Here is a 19,491-nt window from a genome sequence, read left to right on the forward strand (position 1 = left end):
TCAACCACGAAAGGTATATTCGCACCCTAACGTTTTAAAATGGATAAACTGATCCGGACAAGTAAGCATTTTCTTTTCAGTGAGTATTTCGCAGACGGTGTACGCACGACAATAGGAGTTCTTTTGCCTGCCCTAATCCTTACCCAGTTCGGACAACTGCAAACAGGCTTTCCTATTTCTATTGGAGCTCTTTGCGCCAGCCTGACAGATGTGCCCGGACCTGTAAAGCATAAGCGTAATGGTGTACTGCTATGTGTCCTGATCGTTTTTTTAGTAGCTCTGGTAACAGGGGTTGCCAGGTTGCATAACTTTACAATGGGCTTGGAGATCCTGTTGTTCTGCTTTTTCTTTTCCATGTTTACCGTGTATGGCAACCGGGCTGCTGTGGTGGGAACTGCCGCACTGCTGGTCATGATTCTGGTAATGGGCCTTCATCCTGAGAACATATGGGTATTTGGAGGCTTACTGGCAGCGGGAGGTGTATGGTATTTGTTGCTGAGTATGCTCTTCTCCCATATTTTGCCTTATCGCCCGGCGCAGCATGCTTTAGGAGAGTGTATTCGTGAGGTGGCTAAGTTCCTAAAGCTTAAGGCCGAGTTTTACAGCCCTATAACAGATCTTGATGAAGACTATCGTAAAGTGGTGCTGCAGCAGATTGTTGTTAGCGAGAAACAGGATGCTGTTAGGGAACTGTTGATTAAGAGTAGATTAATGATGAAGGAGTCTACGGTGCAGGGGCGTATGCTGGTACTAACTTTTGTGGATGTTGTTGACCTCTATGAGCAGATCGCAGCCATACAGTATGATTATGCTGCCATGAGGGAGTCATTGGGAAAAACGGGTGTATTAGAGCATGTTGGCCGGCTGATAAGGCTTGTTGCTGATGAACTGAATGATATAGGCTGGGCTATTCAGTCGAATACTCGTTTTACTCCTAAACTTGACCTGAATAAGGAGATTGAGTTGCTTCGAATCGAATTTGATAAAATACAGGCAGGTAACTTAGAGGTAAGCAGCCTGGTGCTGAAGAGGATTCTGGTTAACATTCGTAGTATGGCACAGCGGCTCAAAGCCATACAAAGCTATTTTGATGCAAAGTCACGCAGTGTAGTGGCAAGTGCTGGCGAAGAGTTGGAGTACACTAGGTTTGTGGCGTTTCAGGATTATGACTTCAAAAAGTTTATTGATAATCTGACTCCTGAATCAGGGATATTCAGGCATTCGCTACGGGTGGCATTTGTGTGCCTCTTAGGTTTTATTCTTACCAAATCAGTTGCTTTAGGGCACCATAGCTATTGGGTTTTGCTTACTATTATTGTTATTCTGAAGCCTGCCTTTAGCCTTACCAAACTACGAAACTATCAGCGCCTGGTCGGTACTATAATAGGAGGGGGAATAGGTGTCTTAATGCTGGCGGTTATAGAAGACAAGGTGGCGCAGTTTATGTTGCTGGTGATATTTATGATAGGCACTTTCAGCTTCCAGCGCATAAATTATGTAATTAGTGTCATTTTTATGACACCTTTTATTCTGATCATTTTTGGTTTTTTGGGAGGGTCAAACTTTACCGTTGCTCAGGAGCGCATCGTGGATACGTTAATTGGCTGTGTTATTGCCTTTACGGCCAGTTATTTAATATTCCCTAACTGGGAGTCGGATAAACTGAATGTTTTTATGCAGGAAATGATTCGTGCCAATATAAATTATCTTCAAAAACTAGCAGAGAGCTTTTTAGGTAAAAGGGTAGGTGCAACTGAATACAAGTTGGCTAGAAAAGATGTATATGTAAGTTCTGCTAACCTTTCGGCTGCTTTCCAGCGAATGATTTCTGAGCCAAAAAGAAAGCAGCGGTTCGGGGAATCTATTTATAATTTTTTAGTGCTGAATCATATACTATCATCGAATATTGCGTCTGCTGCTTCTGCCTTGCTGGCAAAGGATGCCCAGATTTATCCGGCTGAATATGCAGGCCAGGTCAGGCGAAGTATTGCAGCACTACAGGAGGGGTTGAAACGCTTAGCTGTAGCAGCACCTCAGGAGCCTTTCCAGGATGTCTCTTTTTCAGAGTATGAGGTGCCAGAAAAAGCTGCTTTGAACGAAGATGATGTCCTGCTAAAGGAGCAGTTAACTTTTATGCTGAAGGTTAGCCAGGATATCTGTAAAACAACAGAAGCTATCGCTTCCTAGTCTGTTCTGACTGTTTACACTCTTTTGTTTTATATTTGCATGTATTAACATAAGTTATCATTACAAATAAAAATAGATATGGAATCATTAAGAGGAAAGAATGCCATAGTAACGGGTGCCGGAAAAGGTATAGGCCGTGCTATTGCCATAGCGCTTGCCAATGAAGGAGTTAATGTCGGCCTTTTGGCACGTACTGCCAGCCAGTTAGAAGAAGTTGCTTCAGAAATAGAAGTTATTGGAGTAAAAGCCTCTTTCGCCACAGCCAACGTCGCTGATATGGAAGGTGTAAACGCAGCGGTAGAAAAAGTTAAAAGTGACTTAGGTGCCATTGATATTCTGATTAACAATGCAGGAATAGGCAGTTTTGGCAAGTTCCTGGAACTGGAGCCGGCAGAATGGGAGAATATCATTAAAGTAAACCTGATGGGCGTTTACTACGTCACCAGAGCTGTATTGCCAGAAATGATTGAGCGCCAGACAGGAGATATCATTAATATTTCCTCAACAGCTGGTCAGCGTGGTGCTGCTGTAACAAGTGCTTATAGTGCCTCTAAGTTTGCCGTGATGGGCTTAACGGAATCTCTGATGCAGGAGGTTCGGAAGCACAACATTCGCGTAAGTGCACTTACTCCAAGCACAGTGGCTACTGAACTTGCCTATAGCAACAAGTTAACAGACGGCAACCCTGAAAAAGTAATGCAGCCTGAGGACTTAGCTGAGTTTATCATTTCCCAATTAAAACTCAACCGCCGTATTTTTATCAAAGAAGCTGGTATGTGGTCTACTAATCCTTAAAAAGTAAAAGCCCTGAAAGTAATTTCAGGGCTTTTTTTATGATGTTGCTCTCAGCTGATTTAATCCGGTCAGACTTCCGAAAGTCTAAAAAGAATAGGTTATACCTGCTTTTAAAAAGAAGGGTGTTCCTGGGGTAAAATGTATTTCTGTAACAGATTCTGTTTCTGTTCTTAATCTTGACTCTGTTTCAAACTGGGCTTCTCTCCAGTTGCTGTTTAGCAGGTTTTCTGCTGTCAGTTTAAACTCTAAGTTACGGATGGTATAACCTGCCACAGCATCCAGCAGGAAGTAACCTTCAGCTGTCAGGCTATTGTCTTCGTTTGCTGGACGGTCTTTTAAATAGCGATAGCGCAGGCTTCCGTTTAAGCCTTTGTTATTGCGGTACGTGATACCTCCTGTACTGGTAAAAGTAGGGGCGAGCGGAATATAATTTTCTCCTTCATCCTCTTCTCTTGATCTTGGTTTAGCTAAGCTTACATCTGCATCTGCAAAAATATAGTTGTGCAACTGGTATCTTGCTGATACATCCAATCCATAGCGGCGTGTTTTACCAGATGGCTCCACAATGCCCTCGTCGCCTACGTATACAAATTCCTGGTCCAGGTCCAGTGCCCAAAGCGCTGTTTGCAGAATCAGGTTAGGGAATGGCTTATATATAAAGCCAATGTCTGTGCCATAGGCTGCCGGTAAAATTTCATCCTTATCAGCTACTACCGACACTCTTGTGTCGTTAGAATGGAAGCCCATACCGGTGCTGACATAGAACTGTAACGTAGGGGAATAGGTGTAGTAAACGTTTAGCTTAGGGCTTACTCTGTTCTGTGCAGCTGTTTGCCTGTTAAAGGTAGAATCCTCTGCCAGATGGCTTATATAGTCAAACTGGAACTGGTCGAAGCGCAGAGCTGCATTTAGAGTCAGTTTAGATGAAAGCTCCAGTGTCTCGCTTAAGTAAGCAAACGCATTCAGTTCTTCTATGTCTCCTTTTGTAACGTTAGATAGTGTAACTTGCCTACCTTTTGTACGGGATAGTTCTGAGTCCTGCACTATGTCGTAGCGCAACCCTAAGCCTGCCTCACTGCGGAGTGGTTTGTTAAACAAGGTTAGCTCTTTGCTGTAAGAGCCTTTGTAGCCAAAAATGTTCCTGCTTTCCTTCTGTCGTATTTGGTCGCCATTGGTGCTGTCGTTCAGGAAAAAAGTGAAGTTAGAATACAACTCAAAATCATAATTAATAAGGTAGACCTGGTTCTCCAGTATTGCTCCATTGTCCAGCAAAGTCTGTAAATGCAGGTTTATATTCTGGCGCGAGGTGCTGCCGCCTTCTGTATTGTCTATAGAACCGAACCGGCTGATAAGGTCTGTTTCTATTGCTCGTACCGGAATCTGCCCGGAAGCATCCCATTTACTACGGAAAGTGGAAACAGAAGCAGTCAGTATCTTATTGCCATTTAACACACCTTGATAATGACCGTAAAGGTTGAGACGGTTAAAATTTTGAGGAGAGTCGAAATAGCCGTTTGTAAACATATATTCTGTCGCCAGGTAAGCATTTTGTTGCTTTTGTTTTGCTGCATCACCTAATAAATCGAACATGCCTACAGCCCTGTACGTGTCAAAGCGACCCGCCTCCAGTTTTAAACTGCTGTTGCTAAGGCTGGAACGGGTATTAAAATCCACATAACCTGCTGTTGCAAAGTTCCCTTTATCTGCCTTATAAACACCTTTACCAAAATCTACATTCTCTATAGTTTCTGGTATCAGAAAGTGCAGGTCAGCGTAGCCTTGCCCATGCGCATGCGATACCATGTTAACAGGCATGCCATCAACTGAAATGTTGATGTCTGTACCATGGTCTATGTCAAAACCTCGTAGAAATATCTGCTCTGCTTTACCTCCTCCGGCATGTTGTGCTATAAAAAGGCCGGGTACAATACGTAAGACCTCCTGAGAGTTCTGAATCGGGCGCAGGTTAATATCAACAGCACTGATAGTGCTAAGTGGTTTTTCCTGGTTAGTTGTTATGGCTACTTCTGATAAATTAAATTCACCGTGTTCCAGTTGGGTGGCTACCAATGTGGTTTCGCTGTCTTTTACTTCTACTGTTTGTATAGCAGATTTGTAACCAAGATAAGATACCCGAATTTCATACTTTCCTTCCGGGAGCTCTGTAAATGTGTAAGTTCCGAACACATCAGTAGTAGTGGCTTTCTGGGTACCTGCTATTACCACCGTGGCTCCTGCCAGTGGTGCATTATCTGCTTTACCAAACACGCCCCCTTTTATTGAGCCATTATGCGCAAAAGCCACTTCAAAAGAAATTAAGACAAGCTGAAAGGCAATTAATAGAAGCTTTTTCACAGGTGATTTTAACGAAGTTAATTGTCAATAAATTAGTTAGAACTGCAAAGATATCTTAACATGCCAATAATTACTTATTTAGTTAGAGCTTAAGTTTAATACAAAGCACCTCTTGCAGTTCTAACTGTCTAAGGAGAAGGAAGTGTTTCTTTAGGAGACATAATATCTGGAGTTCTTTAGAACCCACGGTATTTCAACATTATCCTGATGCTGTCGTATCTTTTAAGGTTTACTGATTGATGTTCAGTACAGTATGGCTTGCTTCTAATATTTAAGGAGATCAGGCCATAGTGTTTACCTTGCTTGAAGAGAGGCAGTTATTTATCTTTTAAGAAATTCTAACTCATGGAGCAGAAAGTAAGTGATTTTATAGTTGAAAGGTTATCAAAGTGGGGTATTAAGCGAATATTCGGTTACCCTGGAGACGGTATAAACGGCATTATGGGGGCGATGAATAGAGCTGATGGCCTGCTGGAGTTTATACAGGTGCGCCACGAGGAGATGGCCTCTATGATGGCTTGTGCGCATGCAAAATTTACAGGGGAAGTAGGCGTCTGCTTTGCCACTTCTGGTCCGGGAGCCATTCATTTGCTCAATGGGTTGTACGATGCAAAGCTGGACCATCAGCCGGTGGTGGCCATTGTGGGGCAAAAAGCCAGAACTGCTTTGGGAGGACATGCGCAGCAGGAGGTGGACTTGATGTCTTTGTTTAAAGATGTGGCAGGGGAATATGTGCAGATGGCTATGGATGCCAGTCAGGTGCGCCACCTGGTAGACAGAGCCATACGCATAGCCAAAGCACAGCGTACTGTTACCTGTGTTATTATTCCGAACGATGTACAGGAGCTGGAGTATCAGGATCCTCCTCACAAACATCAAACAGTTCACTCCGGTATTGGCTATTCAGAACCTCGTATTATTCCGCGCGATGAAGACCTGCAAAGAGCTGCTGAAGTATTGAATGCCGGAAAGAAGGTAGCGATTCTGATAGGAGCAGGGGCTATGAAAGCAGCTGAAGAAGTATCACAGGTTGCTGATATATTGGGTACTGGTGTAGCAAAAGCTTATTTAGGAAAAGCTGCCTTACCCGATGAACTTCCTTTTGTAACGGGAGCCATAGGCTTTTTTGGTACTGATGCCACGCATGCGATGATGACTGAGTGTGATACGTTGCTTATGATTGGCTCCAGCTTCCCTTATGCCGAGTTTCTGCCACAGGAAGGGCAGGCTAGAGGGGTTCAGATTGATATTGACGGCCGCATGCTTAGTATCCGCTATCCTATGGAGGTGCCACTGACAGGTGACAGTGCTGAGACGTTGCGGGCATTGATTCCTTTGCTAAAAAGGAAGGAAGACCGTTCTTGGAGGGAAAAGATTGAGCGTAACATTAAAGAATGGTGGAAACAGGTAGAAGAGTTGGCAAGCAAGGAAGCAAATCCTTTGAACCCACGGCTGGTTTTTGAAAAGCTTTCTCCTAAGTTACCTGATAATTGTATTCTAATGTCGGACTCTGGTTCCACCTCCAGTTGGATGGCACAACATATAAGGATGCGCGATGGCATGCAGTTTTCTGTTTCAGGAACCTTGGCAACTATGGGTTGCGCTGTGCCTTATGCGATAGCAGCTAAATTTGCTTATCCTGAACGTCTGGTAATAGGTTTTGCCGGAGATGGCGCTATGCAGATGAATGGGAATGAAGAACTCATCACCATTAAAAAGTATTGGCAACAGTGGAGCGATCCACGCCTTATTATTGTCGTGTTAAATAACCAGGACCTTAATTTCGTTACCTGGGAGCAGCGACTAATGGAGGGGGAACCAAAGTTTGATGCGTCACAGGTGTTGCCTGATTTTAACTATGCGCAATATGCAGAGTCTCTGGGCTTGATCGGTATTCGTGTTGATCATCCTGAGCAGGTAGAGGCTGCATGGGAGAAGGCTTTACAGGCAGACAGGCCAGTTGTATTTGAAGCAGTTACAGACCCTGAAATAGTTACACTTACACCAAAGGTAGCTGCCAAATTCTCTGAAAGCCTTGCCTCAGCTATTGATAAGGGAGATAAGCCGGCAGGCCAACATTTAGAGGAACCATTAAAAACAGAGGTTGAAAAGGCCCGGGAATGACAGGAAAGCAAAAGGCTGCCCAGATAGGGCAGCCTTTTGTATAAAAGGAGAAATTGCGGTTTATTGAATGGCTGTAACAGCTTTAAGCGCATTTAAGCGGCCATGTCCGTAATATGGGTCACGGCCTGATTTGCCTAAGTCGTCAGCTGAGGCACGCATGGCAGCCTCAACTCTAGCTGGGGCCATCTGTCCTCCATTTTGGCCAATAATCAAAGCGGCTACACCTGTTGCATGTGGTGCGGCCATACTTGTGCCCACTGACCAATAGTAAGAAGATCTTGTTGGATCAAGATTACTGCCAGAACTGAACACATAATCAAAAACGTAAGCATACTGCGTAACTCCTCCAATAGTAACTATTTCGTTACCTGGATAAGAATAATCTCCACCCGGAGCAGCAAAATCAATATCAGATGTGCCATAGTTAGAATAAGAAGCCAGGTAATCAAGATTAGCCGTTAATGGGTTCAAAGCCCAGCCTTGAGGCGCAGTCGCTGAAATAGAGATTACATTTGGTGCACCAGCTGGAATATGAACCAAAGACTTGTCTTTGTTACCATTGTTGGCATCGTTACCAGCTGAAGCAATAATAGTAACACCTTGCTGTGTGGCATAGGTGGTTACTTTGCTAATAGCATTGATTAACTCTTGTGTAGCCTTGGTGTCATTTACAATAAAGTCATCGGAAGTGTCATCTGGTGTGCCATTGTCATCTAAATATTTACCGTTACGTGGAAGGGCAGCACCTAAGCTCATGTTAATAACGTCAGCACCTTGTTCCACGGCATGTAAGATACCTTGCATCATCCAGGAAAAAGAACCTGAACCAGAGTCACGTAAAACTTTTACTAGAATAAGCTGTGCTTCAGGAGCTACACCAATAATGCCTATACCATTGTCGGCAGCGGCAATAGTACCAGCTGTATGTGTACCGTGGCTACCAACATCTGAAAGTCTGTATTCTAATACTTCGTCAGGTACAAAGTTAGCACTGGCAGCCAAATCAATATTAGGAGCTAAATCGAGGTGGTCAAGGTCAAAGCCACTATCCAGAACTGCTACACGAACACCTTTGCCGCGAGCACCTGCATTCCATGCTTCAGGAGCATTAACAGCATCATGCCCCCACTGCAAATCAAAATAGCGATCGTTGTCACCGCTGTAAGGAGGGTTTCCATAAATGGCTTCTATCTCCACTACCTTTTCATCAGCCGGGTTGTACCACTGCACTTCTACATCGCGGATAACAGAGCTGACACCTTTTATTTTACCTGCTTTGGTGGCGAACTCAGGGTCAGTAGAGGTAACAGTAGCGATACCTACTTTGTCCATGCTGCTGGTCAATTCACCTTTTATAGATTTCAGCTGACCTTTTAGGTCAGAAGGGAGGCTGTTAGAAGATGAAATAACAATGTAGTTGTTCCCTTTTAATTTTACAGCAGGGTTCAGGGAGCCATCCTGCACAGCGCTTTCAATGCTCTGGCTAAGGCTGGCTGTTGGTGTTACCTCCTGTTCTACTGTACTACAGCCAAAGCTCGCTGTAAGAGAGAACATTAGCCCATAAAGGACTTTAGATTTGTAGCGTGATTTCATAAGCGCGATTAAACGTTACAACTTTTTAAAATTAGAAATAGTTTGTTTGATTTAATTGAGGTACTTCAGGGTGAAGTATTCTTCAATTGTATTTCTAAAACTATAAATAAATAGTGATAAACAAACAATTTTTGTAAAAGAATAGATAAAAATATTCAATGTTAAAAGTTAAAACAGTATAATATATAACTATTTGTATATTATAATCAGGTGTTCATAGACATGAACATCCGTTTTTGAAAGAAATAATCTTATAAGAGTTCAGTAATGAAGTACTGCTTATTCAGGTTCTATTTAGAAGGGTGATAGGTATTTATGCTATGTTATTGACAACACGAAAACTTTAAATAAGCAAAACTTTTAGCAGATGAGTTTAGTTACTGCAATTATTGTCTGGCTCCTCTCTGGGTGAATGCGCAAGGTTTTTAAGTTCATAACCAGACAATCAAACCTAAATAATATTGTCCGTTATTAAAGTTTAAGCGTATAGGCTGATATGCTAATATGGAAGACTTTGACTATAGCTATAATTAGGTTTTAGTTGTCATTCCTTTACAAAATACGGACACCTGTTCTAAATAACTTGTAAATATCAGCCAAGGAATAAGGCTTTTGAACAGCGATTTTAACAGTACACATGCGCATCTTAGTCATACATAATAAGTATAAAATCAGGGGAGGGGAAGATAGTTGTTTTGAGACAGAGACAGGCCTTCTTCGGGAGCATGGCCATAAGGTGCGTACTCTGATTTTTGATAATGATGTGATAGACTCATCTCTTATTACAACCATTAAGTTATCTTATAAGTTGTTTTATAACTCAGATTCTGCTGTTGCTTTAGAGAAAGAAATTCAGGAGTTCCGGCCACAGATTATTCATGTACATAACTTCTTTTACATAGCTTCTCCTGCTGTTTTTTATGTAGCACACAAACATCATATACCAGTTGTGCTTACTGTTCACAACTTCAGAATGATATGTGCAGGTGCGTTGCTATTGCGCGATGGCAAAGTATGTGAGAAGTGCATCCACAGTAAGTTTCCTGTTGATGGTATTATACACGGGTGTTATGGAGGGTCAGCAATGCAGACAGCACACTTAACTTGTATGACATCCTTTCATAAACTTGCAGGAACCTGGAGAAAGAAAGTAACGCGCTATATTGTGTTAAACAATTTTGCTAAACGTAAGCTGCATAATTCAAGTCTGGGCCTAAAAAGTGACCAAATTGCTGTTAAACCAAATTGTGTTCCTGATAATGGCTATACCTTACCTAATGACAGAGAAGATTATTTTGTTTTTGTAGGAAGGTTGTCTCAGGAAAAAGGTATAGATGTTTTACTTAAAGCCAGAGATAGATTTCCTTTCAAACTTAAAATTATTGGAACAGGGCCCTTAGAAGAACTTGTGCAGGAGTATGCTGCTAAATATGATGATGTGGAGTATTGTGGCTTTCAGAACAGCTCGTTTATTACAGAAATGCTAAAGAAGAGTAAAGGTTTAATATTTCCTTCGGTATGGTACGAAGGAATGCCAATTACAATACTGGAAGCATTTTCTACAGGCACACCTGTAATAGCATCGGACATTGATAATATAAATGAAATTGTCGAAAATAATGTGAACGGCATTCATTTCAGACTTGGCGATTCTGACTCACTTGCTGATGCTTTAAAAACGTTTAATCCTGATATAGATGAAAGTCAGAGATTCTTGTACAAGCAAGCTCGTAAAACATTTGAAAGAAAATATACGCGTGAAGGAAATTATGAACTATTAATGGCTGTCTATCATGATGTTATTGGCTCAGATTCAGAAGAGTCAGCAGGCTATTCTACAAAGTTGGCTATATAAAAGACAGAATTAAAATTGATGCATTTTGATTGATGCAGTATGAAGATAGAATATAACGTTATACTTGCTAATATTGTCTTTTAGGATAAACTGTTGGTTACAGTTGTGCTGTTTTAACAGGAAGAGAGTCAATAGCTGCAGTTTCTATTGCAAGGCACCTGAGTATTCCTTCTGTAAAATTATTCACCATCTGATTTAGTGTATATTTTTCTGCTGCCTTCTTACATCCTGCTACCAGCTTGCTGTGTTGATCATTATCTAAAAGAAGGGAAACCACATTAAAGGCATAATCATCCAAATTGTTTTTTGTGATAAGGCCGTTTGCCTCATGTTCCAGGTACTCAATTTCCGGGCTGTGAAATGGAAAGTCTGTCGTTACCATTGGTGTTTGTAAGGCAAATGCATCTAGTACGGCTAACCCTACCAAACCAGGCATTAAAAACGCTGTAGAAATTTTAAAGTACTTAACTTTTTCATTATCAAATTTAGGGCCTAGGTAATGAATCCATGGGCGACTACGCGCTGCCTCTTTCACTATAGCTGCATCAGCCCCGGACCCAATAACAATCAGGTGAAAGTCATGTATTTTAGTTTTGATGATATCACATGCTTCTATCACAAAATCAATTCTTTTCTCTTTATAAATTCCGCCGCAGTAAATGGCAACATGCTCAGAATTTATGCCTAATTCTTCTTTTGTATTAAGCGCATTTTGAGGAGATTGTTCAGCATAAGCCTTTAAAAGTGCGGTTGTGTCTATGGCATTTTGAACGGTGGTAATTCTTTCTTCTGGAAAGGATGAGTTTGATATCAGAAATTGTTTCACGCTTTCAGTGTAGGCAAACCACCAGTCACACTGAGATAGGAAAAATGATTTAAAGCGGTTAGCAGGCGAAGAAGGATCATCCTGCCTGTTTAGGCCGTGGCCCCAAAAAGCAAATTTTCTGGAAGTGGTTAAACGCTGAAAAGAGAGCAAATAGTTAATAAGGAGCTTGTTGGCCTGTTCAGCAATAACTAAATCTGCTCCTGTCAAGAATTTATAGCAAGGCTGCCAGTAAAGCTCCTTTGTGTTTATCTTAAATACTTTGTTAGGCACATACGTAGCCCAGTCCAGTTCCACTTCATCAGACTTCAAGGCATCCTGGTTGCTGCTTTTGCCATAGATTAAATGCAGGTCTACCTGGTATTTCTGAAGAGCGTTTTTAAGTCTGTTAAAGAAGTCAATACGGTAATGAGGTAAAATTTTCTGGATGATAACTACTTTCTTGCTCATGTAAGGGTATAGCTTATATGATCTCTAAGCCTAAATTGTGTTCAGTAAATTTGGTTCCTCTTTTGCACTCTCTTGTGTAATAACACGGTGTACTAAGCGTTCAAGCTCTTTTATATCTACTGTTATATCGTCTACATGGCCGTCTTTAAACCTCTGGGCTACTTTTTCTGCCTTAAATATGATGGGATGATAAGTAACGCCAGCCGCATGAGCAAGACTATAATAGAGATGCTGTACAAAGCTCTGAGAAAACATTTCTATAATAGTAGTCTCTTTGTTAGCAAAAGCATAGTTAAAAGAACCAGCTCCCATAGTGGCTACAATAACATCTGCAGAGGAGAAAAGATCTATCTTTTCCTGAAAAGACAGCTTGCTGAGCACATAGGTTTCAAAGCCATATTTGCTAAGCATCTCGATTACCTCTTCCTCGTTGGTTACTTTCCGTAAAGAAGAGTCCTGTCTGCTAATATAGATACGCTTTGCTGACTTATTGCTTTTCCCTTTTGCAGGAAGAAATGTGTTTCTGTGGAAGTCGGTGATCCACTTAGGTGCGGTTACATTACGAAGGCCTCTAGGGTGTGAGGTCACAATTAAAGTGTCTGCCTGTAGGTGTGTGTAGTTATCTGCAACAACTATTTTATCTGCTTCTATACCCAGCATTTTTAAAGAGTCAATATGGTAGTCGTATTTGTAAGCAGGAACTATAAACCAATTTACCTTATCAAAAAGGCCACTCTCTTTTAAAAGATGTAAGCGAGGAAAAGCATCAACAAACCAGTGTGCATAGTTAACGGCAGCCCCTCCGCCTGATAGCATACTAAAGGCAATACCTGGGTAGTAAGTAGGCTTATCGAAGTAGGAAAGCTCGAATACTTTATTCTCATACGGCTCTGTAACACGAACTTCGCTGAACTGGAAAGATACATCTGCTATAAGCTTGTTGTCAGGTCCTATTACGGCTATGCAATCTATGTTATTAGTATACAAACGCCCCTTAGGGAGACTAAGCATTGTGTTTTTTGTTTTACTGACCAGCGTATTTTTCCTGCTGTTTGATTTTGCATCCGGGTTGGCATAATCGTTCAGCGTGTTGAACAATTCCTCCGGTAACGGCAGGTATGTAGTTTCTTCAGGAGTAATTTCTGTATATACAGATTCTTTAAAGTATGTATTGTCAATGTATTCTTTAGATGTACGGTAGAAGCCACAGGGCTTTAAATGGTAGTTATGTCGTATGGTTCGCCTTATTACATCTTTTACCTTTCTTTTCAGTTTTAGTAAATTCTTATTTATCATGACAGTACATTTAGAAACAGCTAGTAAACGCAAGCCTCTGTGGCTGGTTTATTTTATATTAATTTTTTCTCTATTCATGAAATAAGAGAAGGTTACATTCTTTAACATTTGAAGTACTTCGGAGTATTTTTAATGTTGTTTTAATATACTATATCTAGCATATTAAGTTCCGGGTGCAGAAGGCTTTTTACATGAAAGTGTTCTGTTAAGGTACTGACCCTCTCAGCGTAATATAAAAGTGTTTATCCAGTGCCGGATTAAGTAAGTCCAAAAATATACTCGTATAGATTAAATATTCAGAAGTAAAAGAATATTAAGTCAACTACTACGGTAAGCTAATGATGTGGCTTTGTTGCTGATAGCTTGATAAAGCAATCCTTCAATCTTTTAATACTGAATATAACCGCTAATAAAACACAAAAAGCCTGGCTCCATGAGCCAGGCTTTTTGTGTTTTTACGTATGTACTACTGTTTAATTAACTTTACTACTTTTTGGCTTCCGTCTGCATAAACCAATGTCAGGTAATAAAGCCCGTTCTGAAGATTAAGATACGATAAGTCAATATCTATTCTCTGATTAGTCGGCATAGCTTGAGACATCTTGTAAACTTCTTTACCTGTCTGGTTTTTTATGTTAACGGCTGACACATCTGCAGTGCCTTCAGGAAGAACAATGGCAATTCTATCGCTGAATGGGTTAGGGTAAACGGTAGCTTCTTCTACATCTGCTGTAAGGTTAGAGTTAGCCTCAGCTGTAAGAGCCAGGGTATTGCTTGTTCCATATGGCGACAGCCTGTTTCCTGCAATAGGACGCTCGTAAGTGCCGTCTGCCAATTGCCAGCCGAGTGCCACATGGTCGCCTCCTGCTGATTCTTTGTGCAGTACCTCAACATAGTACTGCTTGCCAGCTTCTAGCTTGATCTTATTAGACTTTTGCCCGGCATACTTATCCCATTGTTCTGCATTAGTAAAACCGTTAAATGCGATAATTTGCTGTTTATTGCTGGTACTCTCGTTTGTGCTTAACCATACCTCAACTGAGTTATCACCAGAAGCCCAGAAGGTATAGTTGCCAGTGGCAGGAGCTGTGATGTAACCTCTTATTCGGCTACCATAGTTGTCTCCGGTATTGCTAGGGCTTGAAAAGCTTTTTAGAGCTGTTACAGCGTCCGGGCTTTTAGTTAATGGAATTGAAGATATCTTCTCACCAGAAACATTCTTCCAGACTTCCCAGTTAATACTGCCAGTAACCGAGGCAGATTGTATTGCTGCTGTAGGGGTGGAGGCTGTAGAAGCTTCACTACTATAAGCAGACAGCCTGTTTCCTGCTATTGGCCTTTCCTTTGTTCCGTCTGGTAATTCCCAGCCAAGTGCCACATGGTCGCCTCCCCAATCTTCTTTGTGTAATACCTCAACATAATAGCGCTTGCCTGCCTCCAGTTTAACTTTCTTGGACTTCTGCTCACTGTATTTATCCCACTGTCGGGCTTCAGTATAGCCTTTAAAGGAAATGATCTGTTGTGAATAGCTAGTGCTCTCGTCAGTACTTAACCATACCTCAACTGAGTTATCACCGGCAGCCCAAAAGGTATAGTTACCAGTGGCAGGAGCTGTGATATAGCCTCTTATTCGGCTACCATAGAAGTTTTCGGTATTGCTTGGAGTTGCGAAGCTTGTTAATGTTTTTGTTTCATCAGGAGTTTTATTTAGGGGGATAGATGAGATTTCTTCTCCTTTAATGTTTTTCCAGATTTCCCATATAATGTTACCCTGCGTATTGCTGCTGTTTGTGCTTCCTGCTGATGGCGATTTTATACTGAGTTCTGCTGCTGCTACTGTTAAAGCAACTTCATCAGATGCTGTAGCCCCAGTATTGTCTTTAACAGTAAGTTTAAAAACATATTCTCCTTCTACCAAACTGGACGCTGTAAGCACAGCACTGTTGTCGCCGCTTAAGTTTGCTGTCGGACCGCTAACTTTAGACCAGGAGTAGGAGGCTATAGAACCATCACTGTCTTTGGCAGATCCTTGTAGTTTGGCAGTGTTGGTTGGTAGCTGTATAGCTATATCGGTACCTGCACTAACTGTGGGAGCAGCGTTTGCCGCTGGTGTGTCTGAATAACTGCCGCTATATGGCCATGTTTTGCCATCCATTTGTCCGAACATGAACAAGATACCCGGGTATATGGCTCCGGTTCCCCCCCAAGGGCATGCAATTGGGCCTTCTGATGCCAATGATGGTTTTTCGCCAGGTCCAGGATAAGCTACAGAGCCCGAACCAGAACGGGTATAAACGCCTCTGATATAAGAACTTTTCCAGTAGTTGTTCGGTACAGCGGCTGCAATGTCTTTTACCCAGTGCAGTTTTTTATCTTTGCTGATGTGGTTGATAATGTTGTTGGATTTGACAGAAATAGCATAACGTTTTACAGAACCATCCACCTGGCTAAGATAGGTCTCAAAAGCCATACGAAGGCTTTTCTTGCCTCCTTCTGTACCGTGCATACCCTCTGAGGTAGAGTAATTATACAGTTCTGTGTCACCAGTTCTGGCCATTACGTCTGCCAGAGCGGCCATGGCCTGTAGTGTGACAGTGGTATAATTCGCCCCTTTTTGAGGATAGCCACTTTCGTTACGAGCATATTCACCTTGGGTTCCGTCAGGGTATACACTGTACTTCAGCCACTCTTTTACATACGTTTTTGCATGATTTTTCAGGTTCGCATCATTAAGAAATACACCAGTAAGGCCTGCTATAAGAATCTGTTGAGAACGGCGGTTGTTATACCAGATGGCGAGGTTAGATACTCTATTACCCTTACTGCCATTGGCGTTAATATGTGTATATTCAGACTTCATGCTACCAGCCTTTGCTACTGAGCCTGTAACGCTGTAGTTGCCGGAAAGGCGGTTCGGAAAGTTCTTCCCCAAGTCGCTGTGAACATTGTTTGCCATTGCTGTGGCCGACTGGCGAAACCAGTTATCCAGTGTCTGGCGGTCTGTGGTAGGGACTGTCTCTTTAATATAATCATAAGCGAAGAGCAGGCGGGTTAGCCACTCAGCAGATATCCAGCCGTTAGTATCGCCAAAATAGCCCCATGAAGCTATGTTATTCCCTCTTTTTGCTGCTGTCTGTAGTAAAACTTTGCGTACTGCTTCGCTGTATTTGTTGTCTTGAGTAATAAGATACACAAAGGCTGCATCACGAAGCTTGATCCCTTGTTGGTGAGGTTGATGTACTCCATCGTTCACCTCAGGGCCTTCCCATACTTCGTCGTTAGGCTTAGAAAGAAACGCGTCTGCATTCTGTTTAATACGATCCCAATCTCCTGGGCTGTTACGCCCGGCATCACCAAAGCTCTTGTAGGGACCTTTGCTAGCTCGCTGCCGCCATATTGATAGCTCCTCTTTGGTATAATGTAGTCCCAGACGCGTTTGTGCGTTTAGGTTGAAGATTGTAATAAGAAATAAACTTATGGCTAAAAGTTGTTTTCTCATAAACGTTATATTTTGTTTATGTTAAAAATAAAGTTGACTCAAAAGTATGCAAAAAAATGTAGTTGAAATGTTTTGCCTTTATATTCTTTGATAATTTATATAACATATTTGTAAATTATCCGTAGTTCTACATTCTTTGGTGACGCAAAATAGAACATTATTTTGGAAGTGTAATTGCTTTTGGTGATTAAAACGCGGTATTAAGAGAGAACTTTAAGTAAAGGAATGCTTTGTTAAGGTGAATGTTATGTAATTGCTTGTTAATAATTATAAATATTTTAAACCTAATATATACAGTATTTTTAATAAAAAGTTTAGATTATTAATTGTACCGATGCTTTGTATTGACGAGGGTAGGTTAATTAGCTGAGTAATTTTAATGCTATTTGAAAAGTAGATTTGAAGGGAGGTTTTGATTCTGTGTTTACAGTAAAAGTATAATAGTAAAGAACGGGTGTTAATTTGTTGGTTGGAATAATTCAATTTAAATAAATTAGGCTTAGCAGTAAGTACAGCTAATGTGCAGGTGGTGAAATTGCGCAAGAACAAAGTCTATACAAAACCTATGTAATAGTACATCCCTATATAATGTTCAACAATGTAGGGATAATATATTTTTAAAGAAGATGATTCTGTGTTAAGGAAGTAAGTATTATAGTAAAGGGAGTATATTCAGGAGTAGAAGTTTTCTCGTTCTTGAGAGATTCTATACATTAATGTTAGAGTGACTACTAACGACTTATTTTAGGAGAGAGAGGACAGACTTAGTTGAAAAAGGGATAGGAGGTAAAAAAGTTATTCGAACGAATACTTATGCGGATACCTTAAGTTCAAAAATATAAGCTAACGAGACTGTTATAAAATACTGATAAAGTTCATCTTGTTAGGCCCCATTATAGAAAGCTTTTTTAATTAGAGCTTAATTTCTTGTGAGGATTACTCTCTGGATAAGGCCATACTTTCCCCTCCATCTGTCCGAACATAAATAACACACCTGGGTAAAGAGCAGCTGTCCCCCCCCAGGGCACAGCGATAGGACCTGCCGAAGCTAACTTAATATTTCCACCTGGCTTGGGATATGAAACTGTACCGGAGGCCTTACGAGTATATACATGCTGTATATAGGAACTTTGCCAGTATAAATTAGGCACTGCTGCATAAATGTCGTGAACCCAATGCTGTTTTTTGCTGGTGCTAGTGTTATTAATAAGGTGTTCTGGTTTAACTGAAATAGCATAGATCTTTTTTGAGCCATCGACTAGGTGAAGGTAACTTTCAAAAGCCATACGAAGGCTTTTCTTGCCTCCTTCTGTACCGTGCATGCCCTCTGAAGTAGAGTAATTGTACAGCTCTGTATCACCAACTCTGGCCATTACGTCTGCCAGAGCTGCCATGGCCTGCATGGAAACTGTAGTATAAATAGTGCCTTTCTGAGGATAGTCCGGTTCGTTTCGGTAGTATTCACCCTGCGTTCCGTCCGGAAAAACACTGTACCTGAAGAACTCCTTATAATATGTTTTAGCATGGTGTATCAGGTTTGGGTCGTTGAGGAAAACACCTGTAAGCCCTGCAAAGAGTATTTGTTGTGAACGGCGATTATTGTGCCAGATAGACAGCCTTGGTACCATGTTGCCTTTGCTGCCATCGGGGTTAATATGCGTGTAGGTACTTTTTGTTTCTCCGGATTCTGCCACAGAACCTAAGTGGCTATAGTCACCGGAAAGCCTGCCCGGGAAGTTCTGGTATATATCATCGTGAACGTTGTTAGCCATAACTGTAGCAGCTTTCCTGAACCAATCTTCCAGAGTTTCCCGATCTGAAGTTGGGATAGTTTCCTTAGTATAATCGTAGGCAAAAAGGAGTCGGGTGAGCCATTCTGCTGTACCCCAGCCATTGGTATCTCCAAACCTGGGCCAGCTAGAAGGGTTGTTTCCCTGTTTCGAAGCTGACGATAGTAATGCTTTGCGTACGGCATTACTGTAAATAGTGTCCTGCTTGATAAGATATACGAAAGCAGCATCGCGTAATTTAATACCTACAGTCATAGGGCTTTTCCCTTGCCCTTCCGGTCCCTCCCAAACCTCTGCTGAGGGATTAAGAAGAAACTGATCTGCCTGTTTCTGAATGCGATCCCAGTCACCCGGTGTATTTATTCCTGCATCACCGAAACTCTTATAAGGGCCTTTCTTAGCTCGTTGCCGCCATACTGCAAGTTCATCTCTTGTGTAGTGCAAGCCTAAATATCCATCTGGCTTTTTAAAGTGAACTGTATCAGCTATATGTATAGCATTTGTTTGCTGTTCTGCTGTTTTATCACTTCCCTGTCTGTTCTCTTTTTGGTTACAAAAACACAATAAAAGCAATAATAAAAAGATCATTCTTATCATGTTTAAGTTTGTTGAAAACAAAAAATGTACTGTTAAGGTAGCTTGAAAATCGCGAACATAATGGCTTTAGTGTAAAACAGCAATTGAAAACTTTTCAAAAGTTAAGTCTGATTAAAAGTGACTGCCT

At 41.4% G+C, this 19,491-nt stretch carries 10 protein-coding genes; 4 read left to right on the forward strand and 6 right to left on the reverse strand.

Annotated features, from left to right (window positions below; genetic code table 11):
- Positions 1-39: 39 nt before the first annotated feature.
- Both LN995_RS01355 and LN995_RS01360 read left to right on the forward strand, forming a co-directional pair.
- On the forward strand, positions 40-2,187 hold the full coding sequence (locus LN995_RS01355) for an FUSC family membrane protein (RefSeq protein WP_229957628.1): 2,148 nt from the start codon (positions 40-42) through the stop codon (positions 2,185-2,187).
- A gap of 78 nt (positions 2,188-2,265) precedes the next feature.
- Entirely contained in the window at positions 2,266-2,982 is a 717-nt protein-coding gene (locus tag LN995_RS01360; RefSeq protein ID WP_229957630.1) for a 3-ketoacyl-ACP reductase, read from the forward strand.
- Positions 2,983-3,066: 84 nt separating this feature from the next.
- Here LN995_RS01360 and LN995_RS01365 read toward each other — a convergent pair whose 3' ends face one another.
- The gene (locus LN995_RS01365) at positions 3,067-5,337 is read right to left on the reverse strand and encodes a TonB-dependent receptor (RefSeq protein WP_229957632.1); all 2,271 of its coding nucleotides are present in this window, start codon (positions 5,335-5,337) and stop codon (positions 3,067-3,069) included.
- Between the two features lie 345 nt (positions 5,338-5,682).
- On the opposite strand from LN995_RS01365, the gene LN995_RS01370 reads away from it, so the two are divergent.
- Entirely contained in the window at positions 5,683-7,461 is a 1,779-nt protein-coding gene (locus LN995_RS01370; protein ID WP_229957634.1) for a thiamine pyrophosphate-requiring protein, read from the forward strand.
- A gap of 60 nt (positions 7,462-7,521) precedes the next feature.
- Here the strand turns inward: LN995_RS01370 and LN995_RS01375 are convergent, their stop codons facing one another.
- Positions 7,522-9,054, reverse strand: coding sequence for a S8 family peptidase (locus LN995_RS01375; protein ID WP_229957636.1), 1,533 nt, complete (start codon positions 9,052-9,054; stop codon positions 7,522-7,524).
- Positions 9,055-9,691: 637 nt separating this feature from the next.
- Here LN995_RS01375 and LN995_RS01380 point away from each other — a divergent pair.
- Complete coding sequence (locus LN995_RS01380; protein ID WP_229957638.1) at positions 9,692-10,909, forward strand: glycosyltransferase family 4 protein; 1,218 nt, start codon at positions 9,692-9,694, stop codon at positions 10,907-10,909.
- A 97-nt stretch (positions 10,910-11,006) separates the two neighbouring features.
- Here LN995_RS01380 and LN995_RS01385 read toward each other — a convergent pair whose 3' ends face one another.
- The 4 genes from LN995_RS01385 to LN995_RS01400 all read right to left on the reverse strand — a co-directional run bounded on the left by LN995_RS01385 (position 11,007) and on the right by LN995_RS01400 (position 19,355).
- Complete coding sequence (locus LN995_RS01385) at positions 11,007-12,182, reverse strand: glycosyltransferase family 4 protein (protein WP_229957639.1); 1,176 nt, start codon at positions 12,180-12,182, stop codon at positions 11,007-11,009.
- A 30-nt stretch (positions 12,183-12,212) separates the two neighbouring features.
- On the reverse strand, positions 12,213-13,478 hold the full coding sequence (locus tag LN995_RS01390) for a glycosyltransferase family 61 protein (RefSeq protein ID WP_229957641.1): 1,266 nt from the start codon (positions 13,476-13,478) through the stop codon (positions 12,213-12,215).
- Between the two features lie 466 nt (positions 13,479-13,944).
- Positions 13,945-16,977: a PA14 domain-containing protein gene (locus tag LN995_RS01395; RefSeq protein ID WP_229957643.1), complete on the reverse strand. Its 3,033-nt coding sequence runs from the start codon at positions 16,975-16,977 to the stop codon at positions 13,945-13,947.
- Positions 16,978-17,885: 908 nt separating this feature from the next.
- Complete coding sequence (locus LN995_RS01400; protein WP_229957645.1) at positions 17,886-19,355, reverse strand: alginate lyase family protein; 1,470 nt, start codon at positions 19,353-19,355, stop codon at positions 17,886-17,888.
- Positions 19,356-19,491 lie beyond the last annotated feature (136 nt).

The sequence above is a fragment of the Pontibacter silvestris genome (genome assembly GCF_020907275.1).
GTDB lineage: Bacteria > Bacteroidota > Bacteroidia > Cytophagales > Hymenobacteraceae > Pontibacter > Pontibacter silvestris.

Coding starts and splice junctions, on each gene's coding strand:
- LN995_RS01355 (WP_229957628.1), top strand. CDS start 40: ATGGATAAACTGATCCGGACAAGTAAGCATTTTCTTTTCAGTGAGTAT.
- LN995_RS01360 (WP_229957630.1), top strand. CDS start 2,266: ATGGAATCATTAAGAGGAAAGAATGCCATAGTAACGGGTGCCGGAAAA.
- LN995_RS01370 (WP_229957634.1), top strand. CDS start 5,683: ATGGAGCAGAAAGTAAGTGATTTTATAGTTGAAAGGTTATCAAAGTGG.
- LN995_RS01375 (WP_229957636.1), bottom strand. CDS start 9,054: ATGAAATCACGCTACAAATCTAAAGTCCTTTATGGGCTAATGTTCTCT.
- LN995_RS01380 (WP_229957638.1), top strand. CDS start 9,692: ATGCGCATCTTAGTCATACATAATAAGTATAAAATCAGGGGAGGGGAA.
- LN995_RS01385 (WP_229957639.1), bottom strand. CDS start 12,182: ATGAGCAAGAAAGTAGTTATCATCCAGAAAATTTTACCTCATTACCGT.
- LN995_RS01390 (WP_229957641.1), bottom strand. CDS start 13,478: ATGATAAATAAGAATTTACTAAAACTGAAAAGAAAGGTAAAAGATGTA.
- LN995_RS01395 (WP_229957643.1), bottom strand. CDS start 16,977: ATGAGAAAACAACTTTTAGCCATAAGTTTATTTCTTATTACAATCTTC.
- LN995_RS01400 (WP_229957645.1), bottom strand. CDS start 19,355: ATGATCTTTTTATTATTGCTTTTATTGTGTTTTTGTAACCAAAAAGAG.